The following is a 15,324-nucleotide window of genomic DNA, read 5'->3' on the forward strand; positions in this document are numbered from 1 at the left end:
GTCACCCTCCAAAGGTGTTGTTCATCGGTCAACTCCGATTCCGCGGTTCCGGCGAACCAGAACCGCGGATGAGTCACGTGTGGTTGGGGCTGGGGGCACGGTCCGACCGCTGCGCGGCAGCCCGCGCGATCCGGTCAAGCATGATCCCGAGTACGACGATCGCGACGCCCGCCGCCAGGCCCTTGCCGTAGAGCTGCCCCTGCGAGAAGCCAGCGACGACCTCGTAGCCGAGCGCACCGGCCCCGACGAGGCCACCAATGACCACCATCGACAGCACGTAGATAAGCCCCTGGTTGGTGGCGAGCAGCAACGACTGCCGCGCCATCGGCAGCTGGACCTTCGTGATGGTCTGCCAGGTGTTGGAGCCCGCGGCGGTAGCCGCCTCCACCGTCGACTCCGGAATGGCGCGCACCCCGTCCGCAACGATCTTGATGGCAACCGGCGCGGCGTAGACGACACCGGCGACGATCGCGCTGAAACGGCTCACCGAGAAGAGAGCGACGACCGGGATCAGGTAGACGAAGGCCGGCATGGTCTGTCCGGCGTCCAAGACCGGCCGGATGACCCGATCGGCCCGGCTACTCCGACCCATCCACACGCCGATGACCACTCCCAGCGCTACCACCAACAGCGTGGCCACGAGCGTCATGGCCAGAGTGATCATGCTGGCGTTCCAGAGCCCAGTGCCGACCAGCAGCCCCACACAGACCGCGGCGACGGCGGCGGCACGCAGGTTACCGATCAGCGCGGCGAGTATCACGATCACCGCACCCATCAGCCACCAGGGCGACTCCGCCAGCAGCGCCTCCAACGGGTTGAGCAACGCGATGGTCACGCCGTCCTTCACCGCCGCGGTCACGTCCGCGAGGTTGTGCTGCGCCCACGTCGTCACCGTGGTGGCCCCCTGCGACAGGTACTCGCCGAGCTGGCCGCCCTCGGGGAACTCGGAGGCCCACAGGTAGGTGTAGGACAGGTACGAGCAGACCGCCGCGACCAGCCCGAACCCGGCCAGGAGCAGCCGGCGGATCCGGGGATTGGGTTCGCCGCCCCCCTGCTCGGCGCGGACACTGGCCGCCGTGGTGACGCGGTCCAGAACGATCGCCATCACCACGATCGCGACACCGGCGTTAAACGCGGTACCGACGTCGGTGGTCTGCAGGGCCTTGATCACCGTCTTACCGAGGCCAGGAGCGTCGATCAGGGCCGCGACGGTCACCATCGCCAGGGCTGCCATGATCGTCTGGTTGACGCCGAGCACGATCGTCCGCTTCGACAGCGGCAGCAGCGCCTTGGTCAGCCGCTGCCGCCGGGTCGCTCCGAACGAGTCGGTGGCTTCCACCGGCGGTGCGGGCACGGAACGGATCCCGTGCGCGGTGATCCGGATCGCCGGCGGCATGGCGTAGATCAGAGTCGCGATCGTCGCGGAGGCCGGGCCGATCAGGAAGACCAGGGTCAGCGGCGCGAGGTAGACGAAGGTGGGCATCGTCTGCATGAGGTCCAACACCGGGGTGATCAACCGGTGGAACCGGTCCGACACGCCGGCCAGAATGCCCAGCGGAATACCGAACAACAGGGACACGAAGACCGCTACCAACGTCAGCGCCAGCGTGTCCATGCTCTCCTGCCACAGCCCCTGCAGGCCGAAGAGAATGAACCCGCCCGCGGCGAGCAGCGCCACCCGCCAGTTGGCGAACGCCCAGGAGGCGTAGGAGACGAGCGCGACCACACCCAGCCACCCGAGCACCGGCACCGGCCGCGCGTACGCCGGTTGCGCGATGAGCCCCTGGACGAAGGTCACCAGCGCGTCCATCACCGCGCGAATCTCGTTGAAGAAGTACAGGAAGATCGGGCTGCTGTTCCGGCTGGCGCCGACCGAGTCGTTGACGTCGTTGAGCCAGTGGTGCAGATCGGTCAGCGTGGCCCGGGGCAGCTCCAACATGTCCTGGCCGCGCAGCAGGGTCCAGGCGACGAGCCAGAGCGCGAGCAGACCCACCACCGCGAGCGGCTTGGTGATTCGTCGACGTGGGGTGGTCCGCGTTGACGAGCCGGTCATGGTCGTCGTGGCCATTAGGCGCCTACCTGATTGCCGGCGACAATGTCGAGGACCTCCGCATGGCCGACCACGCCCAGCAGTTCCCCGTTCTCGACGACCCGCACCGGTCGGTCGGCGGCGAGCACCGTGCGGACCGCGTCCCGCACGATCACACCCGGACCCAGCTCGGGGCCGTCCAGCTGGTCGGTGTCCCGGGACGGACGCATGATCCACCGCAGGGTGAGCACGTCGGCGCGGGGCACGTCCTGGACGAAGTCGCGCACATAGTCGTCGGCCGGCGCCCCAACCAGCTCGTCCCCGGTCCCGGCCTGCACCACGTTGCCGTCGCGCATGAGCAGGATCCGGTCGCCGAGCTTGAGCGCCTCGGAGAGGTCGTGCGTGATGAAGACCATCGTCTTGCCGACCTGGCGGTGCAGCCGGATGACCTCGTTCTGCATGTCACGGCGGATCAGCGGGTCCAGCGCGGAGAACGGCTCGTCGAAGAAGAGCACGTCCGGGTCACCGGCCAACGCCCGCGCCAACCCGACGCGCTGCTGCATACCACCGGAGAGCTGGTCCGGGTACGAGTGCTCGTAGCCGTCGAGGCCCACCAGCTCGATGACCTCGGTCGCCCGGCGGATCCGCTCGGCGCGGCCGGCACCCCGGATCTCCAGTCCATACCCGACGTTGTCGACCACCGTTCGGTACGGCAGGAGACCGAAGTGCTGGAAGACCATCGAGAACTTACGGCGACGGAGTTCCCGCAGCCGCTTCTTGTCGGCGCGCAGGATGTCCTCGCCCTCGAAGACCACCTCCCCCGCGGTCGGCTCGATCAGCCGGGTCAGGCAGCGCACCAGCGTGGACTTGCCGGAGCCGGAGAGCCCCATCACGACGAAGACCTCACCGGGCGCGACGTCGAACGACACCTCCCGCACCGCGGCGGTGCACCGGGCCCGCTCCCGTAGCTCCCGCCGGGACAGCGCCGCGAGCTCGGCCGAGCCGGGCACCCGCTCCGCGTTCGGGCCGAACACCTTCCACAGGTTCCGGACCGAGATCACCGGAGTCTGGTGATCGTTGACCTGCCCGCGCGGCTCAACGGCCGTATCCGTACTCATGATGCCCACACCGCCCGGTCGTTGCTCCGCGCCCTCGGCAGGCCCGTGCAGCACCGGAGTGCGTACGCGGGGATGGGCCCGCCGGGACGGCGGTGATAGTCGGTTGGGACAGACATGGCTAACTCGTCTCTTTCCTCGGGCGACGGTTACGGGATGGCGTGGGGGCGCTAGCCGCGGAACCAGTGCTGCGGACGGGGATCGGTGTTCTGCCAGATGTGCTTCATTTCCCGGTACTCGTTGAGCCCGGTCGGGCCCAGCTCGCGGCCGTTGCCGGACTGCCGGAAACCGCCCCACTCCGCCTTGGGTACGTACGGGTGGTAGTCGTTGATCCAGACGGTGCCGTGCCGCAGCCGCTGCGCGACCCGCTGGGCCCGGCTGGCGTCGCTGGTCCACACCGCGCCGGCGAGGCCGTAGTGGGTGTCGTTGGCGATGCGGACCGCCTCGTCCTCGTCGGTGAAGGTCTCCACGGTGAGGACCGGGCCGAAGGACTCCTCGCGGACGACGGACATGTCCCCACGGCAGCCGTCGAGCACCGTCGGTAGGTAGTAGAAGCCGTTGGCGAAGCGCTCCTCGTCGGGGCGACGGCCGCCACAGCGCAGCACCGCGCCTTCGGCGATTCCGGCGGCGACGTACGACTCCACCTTGGACAGATGGGCGGCGGAGATCAGCGGACCGGTCTCCGCGGCGGTGTCGAAGGGACCGCCGAGGCGAATCCGGCGGGCGCGATCCACGACCGCGTCCACGAAGGCGTCGTGGATGGACTCCTCGACCACGAGCCGGGTACCGGCCGAGCAGACCTGACCCGAGTGCAGGAACACCGCGGTCAGCGCGAAGTCCACGGCGGCGTCGAAGTCGGCGTCGGCGAAGACGACGTTCGGGTTCTTGCCGCCGAGTTCGAGCGTCACCCGCTTCACCGTCGCCGCTGCTGCGGCCATCAGGCCGCGCCCGGTCTGCAGGCCTCCGGTGAACGAGACCAGGTCCACGTCCGGGTGCTCGGCCAGCGGCGCGCCGACCTCGGCGCCGGCGCCGAGGACCAGGTTGGCCACGCCCGGCGGCAGCCCGGCCTCGTCCAGCAGCCGCATCAGCAGGATCGCGGTCGAGGGGGTTAGTTCGCTGGGCTTGAGGACGAAGGTGTTTCCGGCGGCGAGCGCCGGGGCGACCTTCCACGAGGTCTGCAGCAACGGGTAGTTCCAGGGCGTGATCAGCCCGCACACACCGATCGGCTCGTACTCGACCCGACTGATCGCGTCGCTGCGCCCGGTGTCCACGACGCGTCCGCCATCGGCGTCGGCGAGGCCCGCGTAGTACCGGAAGCAGGCGGTCACGTCGTCGATGTCGTACTCGCTCTCCACCAGCCGTTTACCGGTGTCGAGCGACTCCGCGCGGGCGAACTTCTGCTTGTCCCGCTGGAGGAGGTCAGCGACGCGGTGCAGCAGCGCACCGCGTTCGCCGGCCGGGGTCTTCGGCCACGGCCACGGCCCCTCGTCGAACGCCTTCCGCGCCGCGCGGATCGCCGCGATCGTGTCGTCCCGGGTCCCCTCGGTGACGGTGGCCACCGAGGTGCCGTCGGCCGGGCAGCGGATCTCCCGGTGCCCGCCGGCTACCGACTCCCGCCACTCTCCATCAATGTAGAGGTCCTTCACGCGCAACTCCCCGATGCACTCGTCGAGTGGTTTCCTGGCTCAGCTCTGCCTTCGCGACGCGGCATCATGCCACCGCCGACGAACCGCGGTCGTGTCGGTAGTAGTCGAGCGGCAACGGCGCCAACGGCGTGTTGCCCAGGATGAGGTCCGCCGCCTTCTCGGCGACCATCATTACCGGGGCGTAGATGTTCCCGTTGGTGACGTACGGCATCACCGACGCGTCCACCACCCGCAACCCGGTCACCCCGTGCACCGACATGTCGGTGGGGTTCACCACAGACATGTCGTCGGTCCCCATCTTGGCCGTGCAGGACGGGTGCAGCGCGGTCTCACCCTCGCGGGCGACCCAGTCGAGGATTTCCTCGTCGGTCTGGACCTCGGGCCCGGGGGAGATCTCACCACCGCTGAACGGCGCCAACGCCGACTGGCCGAGGATGTCGCGGGTCACCCGGACCGCCTCCACCCATTCCCGTCGATCCTGCTCGGTGGAGAGGTAGTTGAACCGTAGGGCCGGGTGCACCCGAGGATCACGGTTGACGATCTTGACCGTACCGCGGGCGTCGGAGTACATCGGCCCGATGTGCACCTGGTAGCCGTGGCCGCTGGAGGGAGAGGAGCCGTCGTAGCGGACCGCGATCGGCAGGAAGTGGAACATGAGGTTCGGGTAGTCGACGGTGTCGTTGCTCCGGACGAAGCCGCCCGCCTCGAAGTGGTTGGTGGCGCCCAGGCCCGTCCGTCCGAACAGCCACTTGGCGCCGATCCACGGCGCGTACCGCCAGTTCAGGTAGGGCTGGATCGTCACTGGCTGGGTGCAGGCGTGCTGGATGTAGACCTCCAGGTGATCCTGCAGGTTCTCGCCCACCCCGGGCAGGTTCGCGACGGTGTCGATGCCCAGGCCGCGCAGTTCGTCGGCGTTGCCCACGCCGGAGAGTTGCAGCAACTGCGGCGTGTTGATCGCGCCACCGCTGAGGATCACCTCGTTGGCGTACACCCGGTGTGGGGTCGTTCCCCGGCCACGGGTGTATTCGACGCCCACGGCGCGGGTGCCCTGGAAGATGACGCGGGTGACGAACGCGCGGGTACGTACCTCGAGGTTGGGTCGCTTCATCGCCGGACGCAGGTAGGCCTGGGCCGCGGAGAACCGCCGACCCCGGCGAACGTTCCGGTCGAACGGGGCGAAACCCTCCTGCTGCACACCGTTGACGTCGGTGGTGCGCGGGTGGCCGGCCTGCTCCGCCGCCGCGAGCATGGCCTGGATCACCGGGTTGTCCGCGGAGCCACGCTCCAACACCAGCGGGCCGTCGTGGCCACGGAACGGGTCGTCCGGATCCGCCCCCAGGGCGGATTCCATCTTGTTGAAGTACGGCAGACAGTGGGCGAAGTCCCAGGTCTCCATGCCCGGGTCGGCGCCCCACCGCTCGTAGTCCATCGGGTTGCCCCGCTGGAAGATCATCCCGTTGATGCTGCTCGACCCACCCAGCACCTTGCCCCGGGCGTGGTAGATGCGCCGCCCGTGCATGTGCGGCTCCGGCTCCGAGTTGTACTTCCAGTCGTAGAACCGGCTCCCGATCGGGAACGGCAGCGCCGCCGGCATGTGGATGAAGACGTCCCACGGATAGTCAGGACGACCTGCCTCCAGAACCAAAACCCGGTTGCCCGGATCGGCGGAGATCCGGTCGGCGAGCGCGCTACCGGCAGAACCACCACCAACGATGACGAAATCGTAACGCTGGGTTGTCACTTCCACTCACCTCACTTAACTGGTCGCGGAACTCGTCGAACCCGGGCATGACGACAGGACGACTCGGCGACTTGGGGGCATGGCGCACGTCACTCCACAGTCGCGTCAGTCCGGTACGTCCGCACCGGCTCCCGACCGGCCGCGCGCTCCCGACCGGTTCGGGGGTCGAACCGGATGCGTGCAGGGATGCAACCTTACCTCGCGTTCTACGGCAGCCCGCCAACCCACACACCCCTGACCTGCACATACGGAAGAGATCACAGGACGAGGAACACAAGATAACGTTCTTGCACCCATGCGGACCAAATCGGGACAGCGCGGAACGACCACCCCAGCCACCGCGAGGGCGGACACCTCGCCATCGAGACACCTCGGCACCGCGACGCCCCGCCGGCGCGACGGCAACTGAGGGCACAGATCGACGGGCGCCATCAGCGCGTTTCGCCCCCTCTATCCCACATCCCACACTCGATGCCCGCGAGGGCGTCCAGTCCCTGGTGTGACGTTGAGTTAAGATTGTGCTCCAAATTGACGAGGCAAGGGAGGACGGCGGCTTCGAACCGACGCGGGCCCGGGCTCCCTGAGTCGCGGTTCAGCCCCTGGTCGGAACCCCCTTTGCCGCCATCGGCCAATCACCGCTCGCCGATGGCTAACCCGCTTTCGCTACGGCCCATCCAGCCGCTCCTTGATCCCAGGGCCACGAATGCCACAGCAGGAGGTGACAGGTGACACATGACCTTCCTCGAATATCTACAAAGTCGGCGTGAGCTGTTACTCGCACAGACCCTTGAACACGCGACAATTGTGCTGATGTCCGTCGCCCTGGCGACGGTCATCGGCGTCTTGATCGCCCTCTGGACCTACCGCAACCCACGCGCCCGGGCCCTCGCGACGGGTGTGGCCGCGGCCATGCTGACCATCCCGTCGTTCGCACTACTCGGCCTCCTGATCGCACCACTCGGGCTGGGCTACGCGCCCACCCTGGTGGCCCTCACCATGTACGCCCTGCTGCCGATCCTTCGGAACACCATTGTGGGTCTGAGCGAGATCGACCCAGCCCTGACCGAGGCCGCGCGGGGAATCGGCATGAGCCGACTCCGATCTCTGGCCACTGTAGAGATCCCACTCGCCTGGCCGGTCATCCTGACCGGGATTCGGGTGTCCACCCAGATGACGATGGGGATCGCCGCGATCGGGGCCTACGTCGGAGGCCCGGGGCTGGGCAACCAGATCTTCTCCGGCCTGGCCAACCTCGGCGGGGTGAACTCCCTGAACCAGGCTCTAGTCGGAACCGTCGGCGTCATTGTGCTGGCGCTCACCGTCGACTTCGCCCTCGCGCTGTTGGGCAAGCTCACCCAGGCCGGGCAACGACCGAAGCTGTTCCGCCCCCGGCTGGCGCGCCGGCCGGCGCTCACGCCCGCCACAGCAGTCCCTTCCCCCTCCCTCGGAGGCCGAGAATGAGCCGCGACGTAATGATCGACCTGCAGCAGGTCAGCAAGTTCTACCGGGGACAGAAGGCCCCGGTCGTCGAGAACATGTCGATGACGATCCAGCAGGGCGAGATCATCGTCTTGGTCGGCCCCTCCGGCTGCGGCAAGACCACGACCATGAAAATGATCAACCGGTTGATCGAGCCCAGCAGCGGCCGGATTCTCATCGACGGCACGGACGTGACCGCGCTGGACGGCAACGACCTGCGTCGGCAGATCGGCTACGTCATTCAACAGGTGGGGCTCTTCCCGCACATGAGCGTCGCCACCAACGTCGGGCTGGTGCCGAGGATGCTCGGCTGGGACCGCAAGCGGATCGAGGCCCGGGCCGACGAACTCCTCCACCTCGTCGGCCTCGAACCGGCCATCTACCGCAACCGGCTGCCCCGCCAGCTCTCCGGCGGACAGCAGCAGCGCGTCGGGGTGGCCCGCGCGCTCGCCGCGGATCCCCCGGTGATGCTGATGGACGAGCCCTTCGGCGCCACCGACCCGATGACCCGGGACCGGCTGCAGAACGAGTTCCTCCGCCTGCAGGAGCAGTTGCGCAAGACCATCGTCTTCGTCACGCACGACTTCGACGAGGCGATCAAGATGGGCACGCGGATCGCCGTCCTCGGCGACAGGTCCAAGATTAGGCAGTTCGACACCCCGGAAAACCTGCTGGCGAATCCCGCCGACAGCACCGTGGCCCAGTTCATCGGTCGCGGTGCCCGGCTCAAGCAACTCGACCTGCGCCGGGTCGACGCGATCACGTGGGAAGACGTCCCGCTGATCGCGCCGGACAAGGCCACCAACGGCGCGAAGCGCCAGCTGGAGCAGGCCGAAGGCTCGTCAGCGTTGACCGTGGACGCCGACAATAGGCCGCTGCGCTGGGTCAACGCCCATGATCTGACCACTGACGCGGGCGCTCTCGCGGGGGCCGGCCAGACGGTGACGACGGTCGAGCCACAGGCGACGCTCCGCGACGCCCTGGACGCGATGCTCGCCTCTCGCGACGGCGCCGCGGTCGTGGTGGACGAGCACGGTCGCTACGCCGGCACGGTGACGCTCGACGGCCTGATGCAGGTGATCCACCACACGCCAGAGCCGGAGGAGCCGGGCGCCGGGGTCCCCGACCAGCGTGCGGGTGCGGCCCCCGCCGCCGAGCTCACCCCGGAGCAGCGATGAGCAGCGCCACCCAGATCCGGGCCGAGGAGACCGTACTCACTCCGCCGTCCCGCTGGCACGGGCTGCTGCGGCGACACGCCACGATGCCGGCGATCCTCGCGGTGGTGCTGCTCGGCACCTACCTCTGGGTCAACGCCACGGATCTGGACGACATCGAACAGCGCGCGCTGAAAACTAGCGAACTACTGCGGGCGGTCGGTGAGCATGTGACGCTCACCGCACTGACCACCGTGCTCGTCGTGGCGATCGCCGGTGGGGGTGGCATCCTGCTCACCCGTCCGTCCATGCGGTGGCTGGCTCCGTTCGCCACCGGCCTGGCCAACATCGGCCAGGCGACTCCGGCGATCGGGCTGCTCGTCCTGTTGAGCATCTACCTCGGCATCGGCTTCTCGACCACGTTGATCTGCCTGGTCGCCTACTCCGTCCTCCCGGTACTCCAGAACACCATCGTCGGGATCAACCAGGTGGACCGCCATCTCATCGAGGCGGGACGGGGCATCGGTATGTCGCCGCTGGCCGTCCTGCTCCGGATCGAACTGCCGTTGGCCGTTCCCGTGATCCTCGCCGGGGTGCGGACCGCACTCGTCCTCGCCGTCGGCGTGGCCACCCTCGCCACGTTCATTAGCGCCGGAGGTCTGGGCTCGCTGATCGTGACCGGGATCAAGCTCCAACGCGAGACAGTCCTCGTCACCGGAGCCGTCCTGACCGCGACCCTGGCGTTGACGCTGGACTGGCTGGGCGGAGTGATCTCCGACCTGCTCCGGCCCCGTGGGCTCGACTGAACGGCGTCATCACACACCTACCCACCACCCGACACTCGCACTACCCAAGGAAGGTAACGATGCGAAATCGAACTGCACTCACCCGCCTGATGGCCGGTTCCGCGGTGGTCGCCCTCGCGCTCACCGGCTGCTCGGTGACGACTGAAGACTCCGGCACCGACGTCGCGGTCGGCGAGGGATCGATCAAGGAGGACGCCACCCTCAAGGGACAGACCATCGTCGTCGGTTCCAAGGACTTCACCGAGAACATCGTCTTCGGGCACATCACGATGCAGGCGCTGACCGCCGCCGGCGCTGAGGTCGAGGACCAGACCAACATCAAGGGCTCGGTCAACGTCCGCAAGGCACTGCTCAGCGGCGACGTCGACGTCTACTGGGACTACACCGGTACGGCGTGGATCACCTACCTCGACCACACGGACCCGATCCAGGACTCCGCCGAGCAGTACGCGGCCGTGGTCAAGGAGGACAAGGAGAAGAACAACGTGGTCTGGGGGGCGTACGCTCCCGCGAACAACACCTACGCCATCGCGCTACGGGAGGAGAAGGCGGCGGAGTGGAACCTCACGACCGTCTCTGACCTGGCCGAGTTCGCCAAGAGCAACCCGCAGGAGGCGACGTTCTGCCTGGAGACCGAGTTCGTCGGGCGTAACGACGGCTGGCCCGGAATGACCGCGGCGTACGGGATGGACATCCCGGCGGACAACGTCAAGGTCGTCGACACCGGCGTCGTCTACACCGAGACGAAGAAGGGTGAGGCCTGCAACTTCGGCGAGGTCTTCACCACCGACGGCCGGATCAGCCACCTGAACCTGCGGGTGCTGGAGGATGACCAGAGCTTCTTCCCGATCTACAACCCGGCTCCCACCCTCAACGGCGAGACCGCCGAGTCGTACGGCGCCATCCTGACGATCCTCGAGCCGGTGATCGCCAAGCTCGACGACGACACCCTCCGCGGGCTCAACGAGAAGATCGACGTCCAGGGCGAGCCGGTGGCCCAGGTCGTCTCCGAGTGGATGAAGGCCGAGGGCTTCATCGGCTAAGGCACCTCGACCGCCGTACCACCGCCGCCGATGCCGCCCCTACGTCCGGGTGGCGTCGGCGGCGCTCCGGCTTCGCCCCCGGTATGACCCGGTGTGACGCACCCGATGGCGCTACTTCGGCCCCGCAACCCACGCTAGTTCTGGGCCACCACAACCGCGAATGGCGTCTGCTCGCGGGCCTGGCCGAGTGGATTGTCGGTGAACGCCTCCACCAACACCGCGTCCGGTAGATCGGCGTCCCGACCCAAGATATCCTGACCGAAGTCATTGGCATCGATGATAATCGTGCCGCCGAACCGCTCCGCGAAGTCGGCGGGCACGGCCGCCCGGACCGCCGCCGAGATGTCTCGGGCCACCCGATCCGGATTGTGCGGCGCCAGCTTCGCCGACACGTTCGCCGGGTAGGCCGAGTATTCGGTGGGCCCGTCGATGGCACGTGCCGCCGAACCCGCGATCCGGTAGAACAGCCCCCGTCGCCCGACCGCCTTACCAGCCGCCCCGGCCGCTGCAGCGGCCAGGATGCGGGGCAGACCCACCTCCTGGATGGCTAGCTGCATCGTGGCCGGATGCCCCAGCCCAATGCCGTACGGCGTGCGCAGGACGCCGCGCGATAGCAGCCGCGCCCAGGCCCCGCTCCTGATGTCGGTCACGTTGAATATTCGTCCCTGCGCGACCGCAACCACCTTCTCGCTGACGAACAGGTACCAGGGACCGGCGGTTGCCAGCTGCTGGGTGGCAGGGGGCATCTCGCCCCCCTGTTTGTAGAACTCGCCGACCCGGTTGACGGCGAGCGCGGGAACATCGTCGCCGGTCGCGATGAGGTCGGTCTGCAGCGGAAACCGGGCCCAGGTGCCACTGGGCGTCAGCAACTCCTTCCCCTGGTTGGGCACGAAGTCCGGCTTCGGCAGCGCTTGTGGGTCTACGCCCGGGTCGGTGTCCGGACCGGCACCCCGCTGGACGGCGACCCGGGCCGGCTCCACCGGCCCTGATCCGACCGCCTCGCTGGTCGGCGGGGAGTCGATGAACTCGCGCAGCCACAGTTCAACGTTGAGCATCCGCCAGAACGTCATGGTTTCCACACCGCCTCGGCCAGCGACGTAATCCTCGAATGCCTGGAGTACGGCTCGCTGGTCGAAGTAGGGTCGCGCACCGAACGACCGAGAGGCGAAGATCAGATAAACGTCATTCTTGATGCGCTGGAACCAGCTGTCCTCGGGCGTGGTGAAGCCAATCTTGTTGCGGCGTCGATTCACCAATCGGGGCAGCAGGTCGATGGTCGCGTCCCGCAGCGCCCGCTTGTTCCATCCGTGGTGGATAATTGCGGACGGGTCGAACGACCACACGGTACGCACCAGCGCGGCATCAAGAAACGGCACCCGACCCTCGATCGAGAATCGCATACTATTTCGATCCTCGTAGCGGAGCAACGCGGGCAGGCTGTGCCGGAAAAGGTCAGAGGCCAGCCGGGCCTTGATGTCATTGCGCACCATCGGGAAGCGCTCGTCCCGATAGGTTTCGGTGAAGTCCCGACCCAGCAGGTTGGCGATCGGTGTCCGCCGCCGACGGCCAACGACATCGGTCAACCGGGTGCGGCCGAGGCGCCAGAGCACATCGACGGAGCGAAGCAGTTCTCCGGCCATCCGGCTACCGCGCAGGCCGCGCAGGTGCACCAGGTAGTAGGGCAGGTAGCCGGCGAGCAGTTCGTCGGCGCCCTGACCGTCGAGCATCACCGTCACATGCTGGCTCGCCTCACGCATCACGCAGTACTGCGCGTACGGTCCGGTGGAGATGACCGGTTCTTCCTGGGTCCGAATGAAGTCCCGCAGATCAACCAGAAAGCGGTCCGGGGTCGGCCGCACCTTGTGCACCTGGAGCGTCTCGGTGCAGTTGGCCGCGACCGCGTCGACGTAGCGCTCCTCGTCGTTTCGTTCCCCCGGGAAGACCGCGGAGAAGGTCTGTTGCATCGCACCAACCGGTCGGGCGGCGTCGTCGGCGGAGGCCATCATGCGGTGAATGCTGGCCACCACCGTCGAGGAGTCCAGGCCACCGGAGAGGGCCGCGCCGACCGGAACGTCGCTGACCAGTCGCGCCTGGATCGCTTGATCGAGCGCCGCCCGGAACCGTTGCTGGGCTGCCTGGTCATAGGGGGTCGGCGCCGCCGCCAGCGCGTCCATGTCGTCGTAGAGGCGGGTGTAGGTCGAGCGCTGGACTGCACCGTCGGAGGTGAGCAGGGCGACCTCCCCCGGCATCAACCGGGTGACCCCGTCGAAGAACGTCCGTGGGGTGTCGTCGTGGATCCGGAACCGTAGATATCGGTAGATGGTGCGGTCATCGGGCTTGGGCGTAACCGCACCGGTGACGAACAGGGGACGGATCTCACTAGCGAAGAAGACCCGTCCGTCGCCATCGTCGGCGAGGTACAGCGGTTTGATACCGAAGTGGTCCCGGGCCAGCACCACCTCGCCACGCTCCAGATCGGCGATTGCCAGGGCGAACATTCCGTTGAAACGGTCGAAGGCGGCCTGGCCCCATTGGATCCACGCGGTCAGCACCACCTCGGTGTCACTCTCGGTGGCGAATCGATGCCCGAGATCGCTCAACTCCGCGCGCAGCTCACGATAGTTGTAGACCTCGCCGTTGTAGACCAGCACGTACCGGCCATCCGCCGAGTGCAACGGTTGCTTCCCACCGGCTCGGTCGATGACCGCCAGCCGCCGGTGCGCCAACCCGATCAGCCCGTCGGCCAGGTAGCCGTCTCCGTCGGGGCCACGGTGAACCTGGGCATCGGCCATCCGGCGAAGCACCGGCTCACCCCAGAATGCGCTGATACCGGTGTATCCTGCTATCCCGCACATTAGAAGATCACCTCTGGGTTCACGATTCGCGTGTTGTTTGATGGGGTTTTCACCGCGGTTCAGCCCGGACAGCCGGCGACATTGACGCAGTTATTCGGCTGATTCTTGATCACCACTGTGCCGGTGGCCGAATTCAGCTCGACGGTTCCACCAACCTCGTTGAAGACACCACCACCGTCGGCGACCGCGATGTTCTTCGTGATCGTGGCGCCGTAGAGGGCGAGCGCGCCGGCGGCATCGTTGTAGACACCCCCGCCCCGAGTGGCTTGATTGTCCCGAACCTCGGTGCCGAACAGCGCCAACGCTCCGGCGTTGAAGACGCCCCCGCCATCGGTGTTGGCGGTGTTGCCCTTGATGAGCCCCTGCTGCACGGTCGCGGAGGACGTACTGCCGATGATCAGTCCGCCACCCCCGCTGCGGGCCGCGTTGTCGCCGATAGCGACCCGCCGCAGGTGTAGCTGCACGGAGATGGCGACGACCCCGCCGCCCTCGGTGTTGGAGGAGTTACGAAGCACGTGCGAGTCGGTGAGCAGGGCGCTGCCTCCGGTGGCGAGCAGCCCGCCGCCGATGACCGAGGTTGCCCGGTTTCCGGTGATCGCACTGCCGGCGACGACCACGGACCCGGCGCTGGAGATGCCCCCGCCGTTCGCGCTGACGTTCTCGCCCACGGCGGAGGAGTCCAACTCGAGAGCACCGGTGCTGGCGACCCCACCCCCACTCGCACCGGCGGTGTTCCGTTCGATGTGGGAGTCCCGGACGGTGGCGGTGCCCGCGTTCCGAATACCGCCGCCCTCCTGGGCGCTGATGTTGCGCGCGATCCTGCTGCGCTCAAGGGCGAGGGCACCACCGGCGGCTACGAAGATCCCCCCGCCGTCCTCGTCGGTCTGGCCGCCGGTGATCTTCAGGTGGTTGAGGGTGAGGTCGCCACCGGTGTCGACGGTGAAGATCCGGAACTCGTCCACGGCGGCGGCGCGTTCGATCGTGGTGTTCTTGCCGCCGTTGAGGGTGATCGGGGTGACGATCGCCGGCAGACCGGCACCGTCGATGTCCGCGGTGAGCAGGTAGGTGCACTCCTTGGCCAGGTCGAACACACCGCCGCCGGTGGCGTTCGCGGACGTGATCGCGGCGATCAGCAAATCGGCGTCACAGGGGACCGGGGTGCCCTTCGGCCGCTGCTGCTCATCGGCTCCGGTGCCGGCGCGTCCGACCGCGTCGGCGGCCGGGGCAGCAGCGAGGCCGACCAGGGCGAGAGCCAGGCCAACCGCCCCGGCGAACCCGGGGGCGGACCACCGCCGGTCCCGGATGCGGTTCACACCCGGTCGCTCCGGTCCACCTCTGTGGTCGTGGTCCTGATGCCTCATCGCGGTGTCGGTGCCTTCCCCTGAACGGCGAAGAAACGCCGCCGACCGAGGCCAGCCCGGCGCGGTGTCCCTCGGCTACCGAACCGGTGGTAGCC

The 15,324-nt window shown here is 67.9% G+C and carries 10 protein-coding genes; 4 read left to right on the forward strand and 6 right to left on the reverse strand.

The features are described from left to right. Positions 1-73 precede the first annotated feature (73 nt). From B116_RS0107040 to betA, 4 genes are all read right to left on the reverse strand, one after another. Positions 74-2,068, reverse strand: a complete 1,995-nt coding sequence (locus B116_RS0107040) for an ABC transporter permease (RefSeq protein WP_018721600.1) — start codon at positions 2,066-2,068, stop codon at positions 74-76. Continuing rightward, positions 2,068-3,147, reverse strand: coding sequence for a quaternary amine ABC transporter ATP-binding protein (locus B116_RS0107045; RefSeq protein WP_027659623.1), 1,080 nt, complete (start codon positions 3,145-3,147; stop codon positions 2,068-2,070). The genes B116_RS0107040 and B116_RS0107045 overlap by 1 nt, the downstream gene beginning before the upstream one ends. Before the next feature lie 167 nt (positions 3,148-3,314). After that, entirely contained in the window at positions 3,315-4,790 is a 1,476-nt protein-coding gene (locus tag B116_RS0107050; RefSeq protein ID WP_018721602.1) for an aldehyde dehydrogenase family protein, read from the reverse strand. 64 nt (positions 4,791-4,854) lie between these two features. Continuing rightward, positions 4,855-6,531, reverse strand: coding sequence for a choline dehydrogenase (betA, locus tag B116_RS0107055; RefSeq protein WP_018721603.1), 1,677 nt, complete (start codon positions 6,529-6,531; stop codon positions 4,855-4,857). A 732-nt stretch (positions 6,532-7,263) separates the two neighbouring features. On the opposite strand from betA, the gene B116_RS0107060 reads away from it, so the two are divergent. From B116_RS0107060 to B116_RS0107075, 4 genes are read left to right on the forward strand one after another with little or no spacing between them, the layout of a single operon-like run. Further along, positions 7,264-7,992 carry an ABC transporter permease gene (locus B116_RS0107060; RefSeq protein WP_018721604.1) on the forward strand — a complete coding sequence of 243 codons (729 nt, stop codon included), beginning with the start codon at positions 7,264-7,266 and terminating at the stop codon, positions 7,990-7,992. Continuing rightward, on the forward strand, positions 7,989-9,188 hold the full coding sequence (locus B116_RS0107065; RefSeq protein WP_027659624.1) for an ABC transporter ATP-binding protein: 1,200 nt from the start codon (positions 7,989-7,991) through the stop codon (positions 9,186-9,188). The genes B116_RS0107060 and B116_RS0107065 overlap by 4 nt, the downstream gene beginning before the upstream one ends. Continuing rightward, entirely contained in the window at positions 9,185-9,970 is a 786-nt protein-coding gene (locus B116_RS0107070; RefSeq protein WP_018721606.1) for an ABC transporter permease, read from the forward strand. Before B116_RS0107065 ends, B116_RS0107070 begins: the two co-directional genes overlap by 4 nt. A gap of 59 nt (positions 9,971-10,029) precedes the next feature. Next, positions 10,030-11,013, forward strand: a complete 984-nt coding sequence (locus B116_RS0107075; RefSeq protein ID WP_026321593.1) for a glycine betaine ABC transporter substrate-binding protein — start codon at positions 10,030-10,032, stop codon at positions 11,011-11,013. Positions 11,014-11,147: 134 nt separating this feature from the next. On the opposite strand, the gene asnB is transcribed toward B116_RS0107075, so the two are convergent. Continuing rightward, positions 11,148-13,868 (reverse strand): asparagine synthase (glutamine-hydrolyzing), encoded by a 2,721-nt coding sequence (asnB, locus tag B116_RS24785; protein WP_033667395.1) that lies wholly within the window; start codon positions 13,866-13,868, stop codon positions 11,148-11,150. 59 nt (positions 13,869-13,927) lie between these two features. Beyond that, positions 13,928-15,229: an autotransporter outer membrane beta-barrel domain-containing protein gene (locus B116_RS0107085; RefSeq protein WP_188116004.1), complete on the reverse strand. Its 1,302-nt coding sequence runs from the start codon at positions 15,227-15,229 to the stop codon at positions 13,928-13,930. Positions 15,230-15,324 lie beyond the last annotated feature (95 nt).

Source organism: Salinispora fenicalii (assembly GCF_000514815.1).
In the GTDB taxonomy this organism is placed as follows: Bacteria; Actinomycetota; Actinomycetes; order Mycobacteriales; family Micromonosporaceae; genus Micromonospora; species Micromonospora fenicalii.

What these genes read in the sequence shown, in the direction of transcription:
- B116_RS0107060 (WP_018721604.1), top strand. Translation starts at nt 7,264, where the DNA reads ATGACCTTCCTCGAATATCTACAAAGTCGGCGTGAGCTGTTACTCGCA.
- B116_RS0107040 (WP_018721600.1), bottom strand. Translation starts at nt 2,068, where the DNA reads ATGGCCACGACGACCATGACCGGCTCGTCAACGCGGACCACCCCACGT.
- B116_RS0107065 (WP_027659624.1), top strand. Translation starts at nt 7,989, where the DNA reads ATGAGCCGCGACGTAATGATCGACCTGCAGCAGGTCAGCAAGTTCTAC.
- B116_RS0107075 (WP_026321593.1), top strand. Translation starts at nt 10,030, where the DNA reads ATGCGAAATCGAACTGCACTCACCCGCCTGATGGCCGGTTCCGCGGTG.
- B116_RS0107085 (WP_188116004.1), bottom strand. Translation starts at nt 15,229, where the DNA reads ATGAGGCATCAGGACCACGACCACAGAGGTGGACCGGAGCGACCGGGT.
- B116_RS0107070 (WP_018721606.1), top strand. Translation starts at nt 9,185, where the DNA reads ATGAGCAGCGCCACCCAGATCCGGGCCGAGGAGACCGTACTCACTCCG.
- B116_RS0107045 (WP_027659623.1), bottom strand. Translation starts at nt 3,147, where the DNA reads ATGAGTACGGATACGGCCGTTGAGCCGCGCGGGCAGGTCAACGATCAC.
- asnB (WP_033667395.1), bottom strand. Translation starts at nt 13,868, where the DNA reads ATGTGCGGGATAGCAGGATACACCGGTATCAGCGCATTCTGGGGTGAG.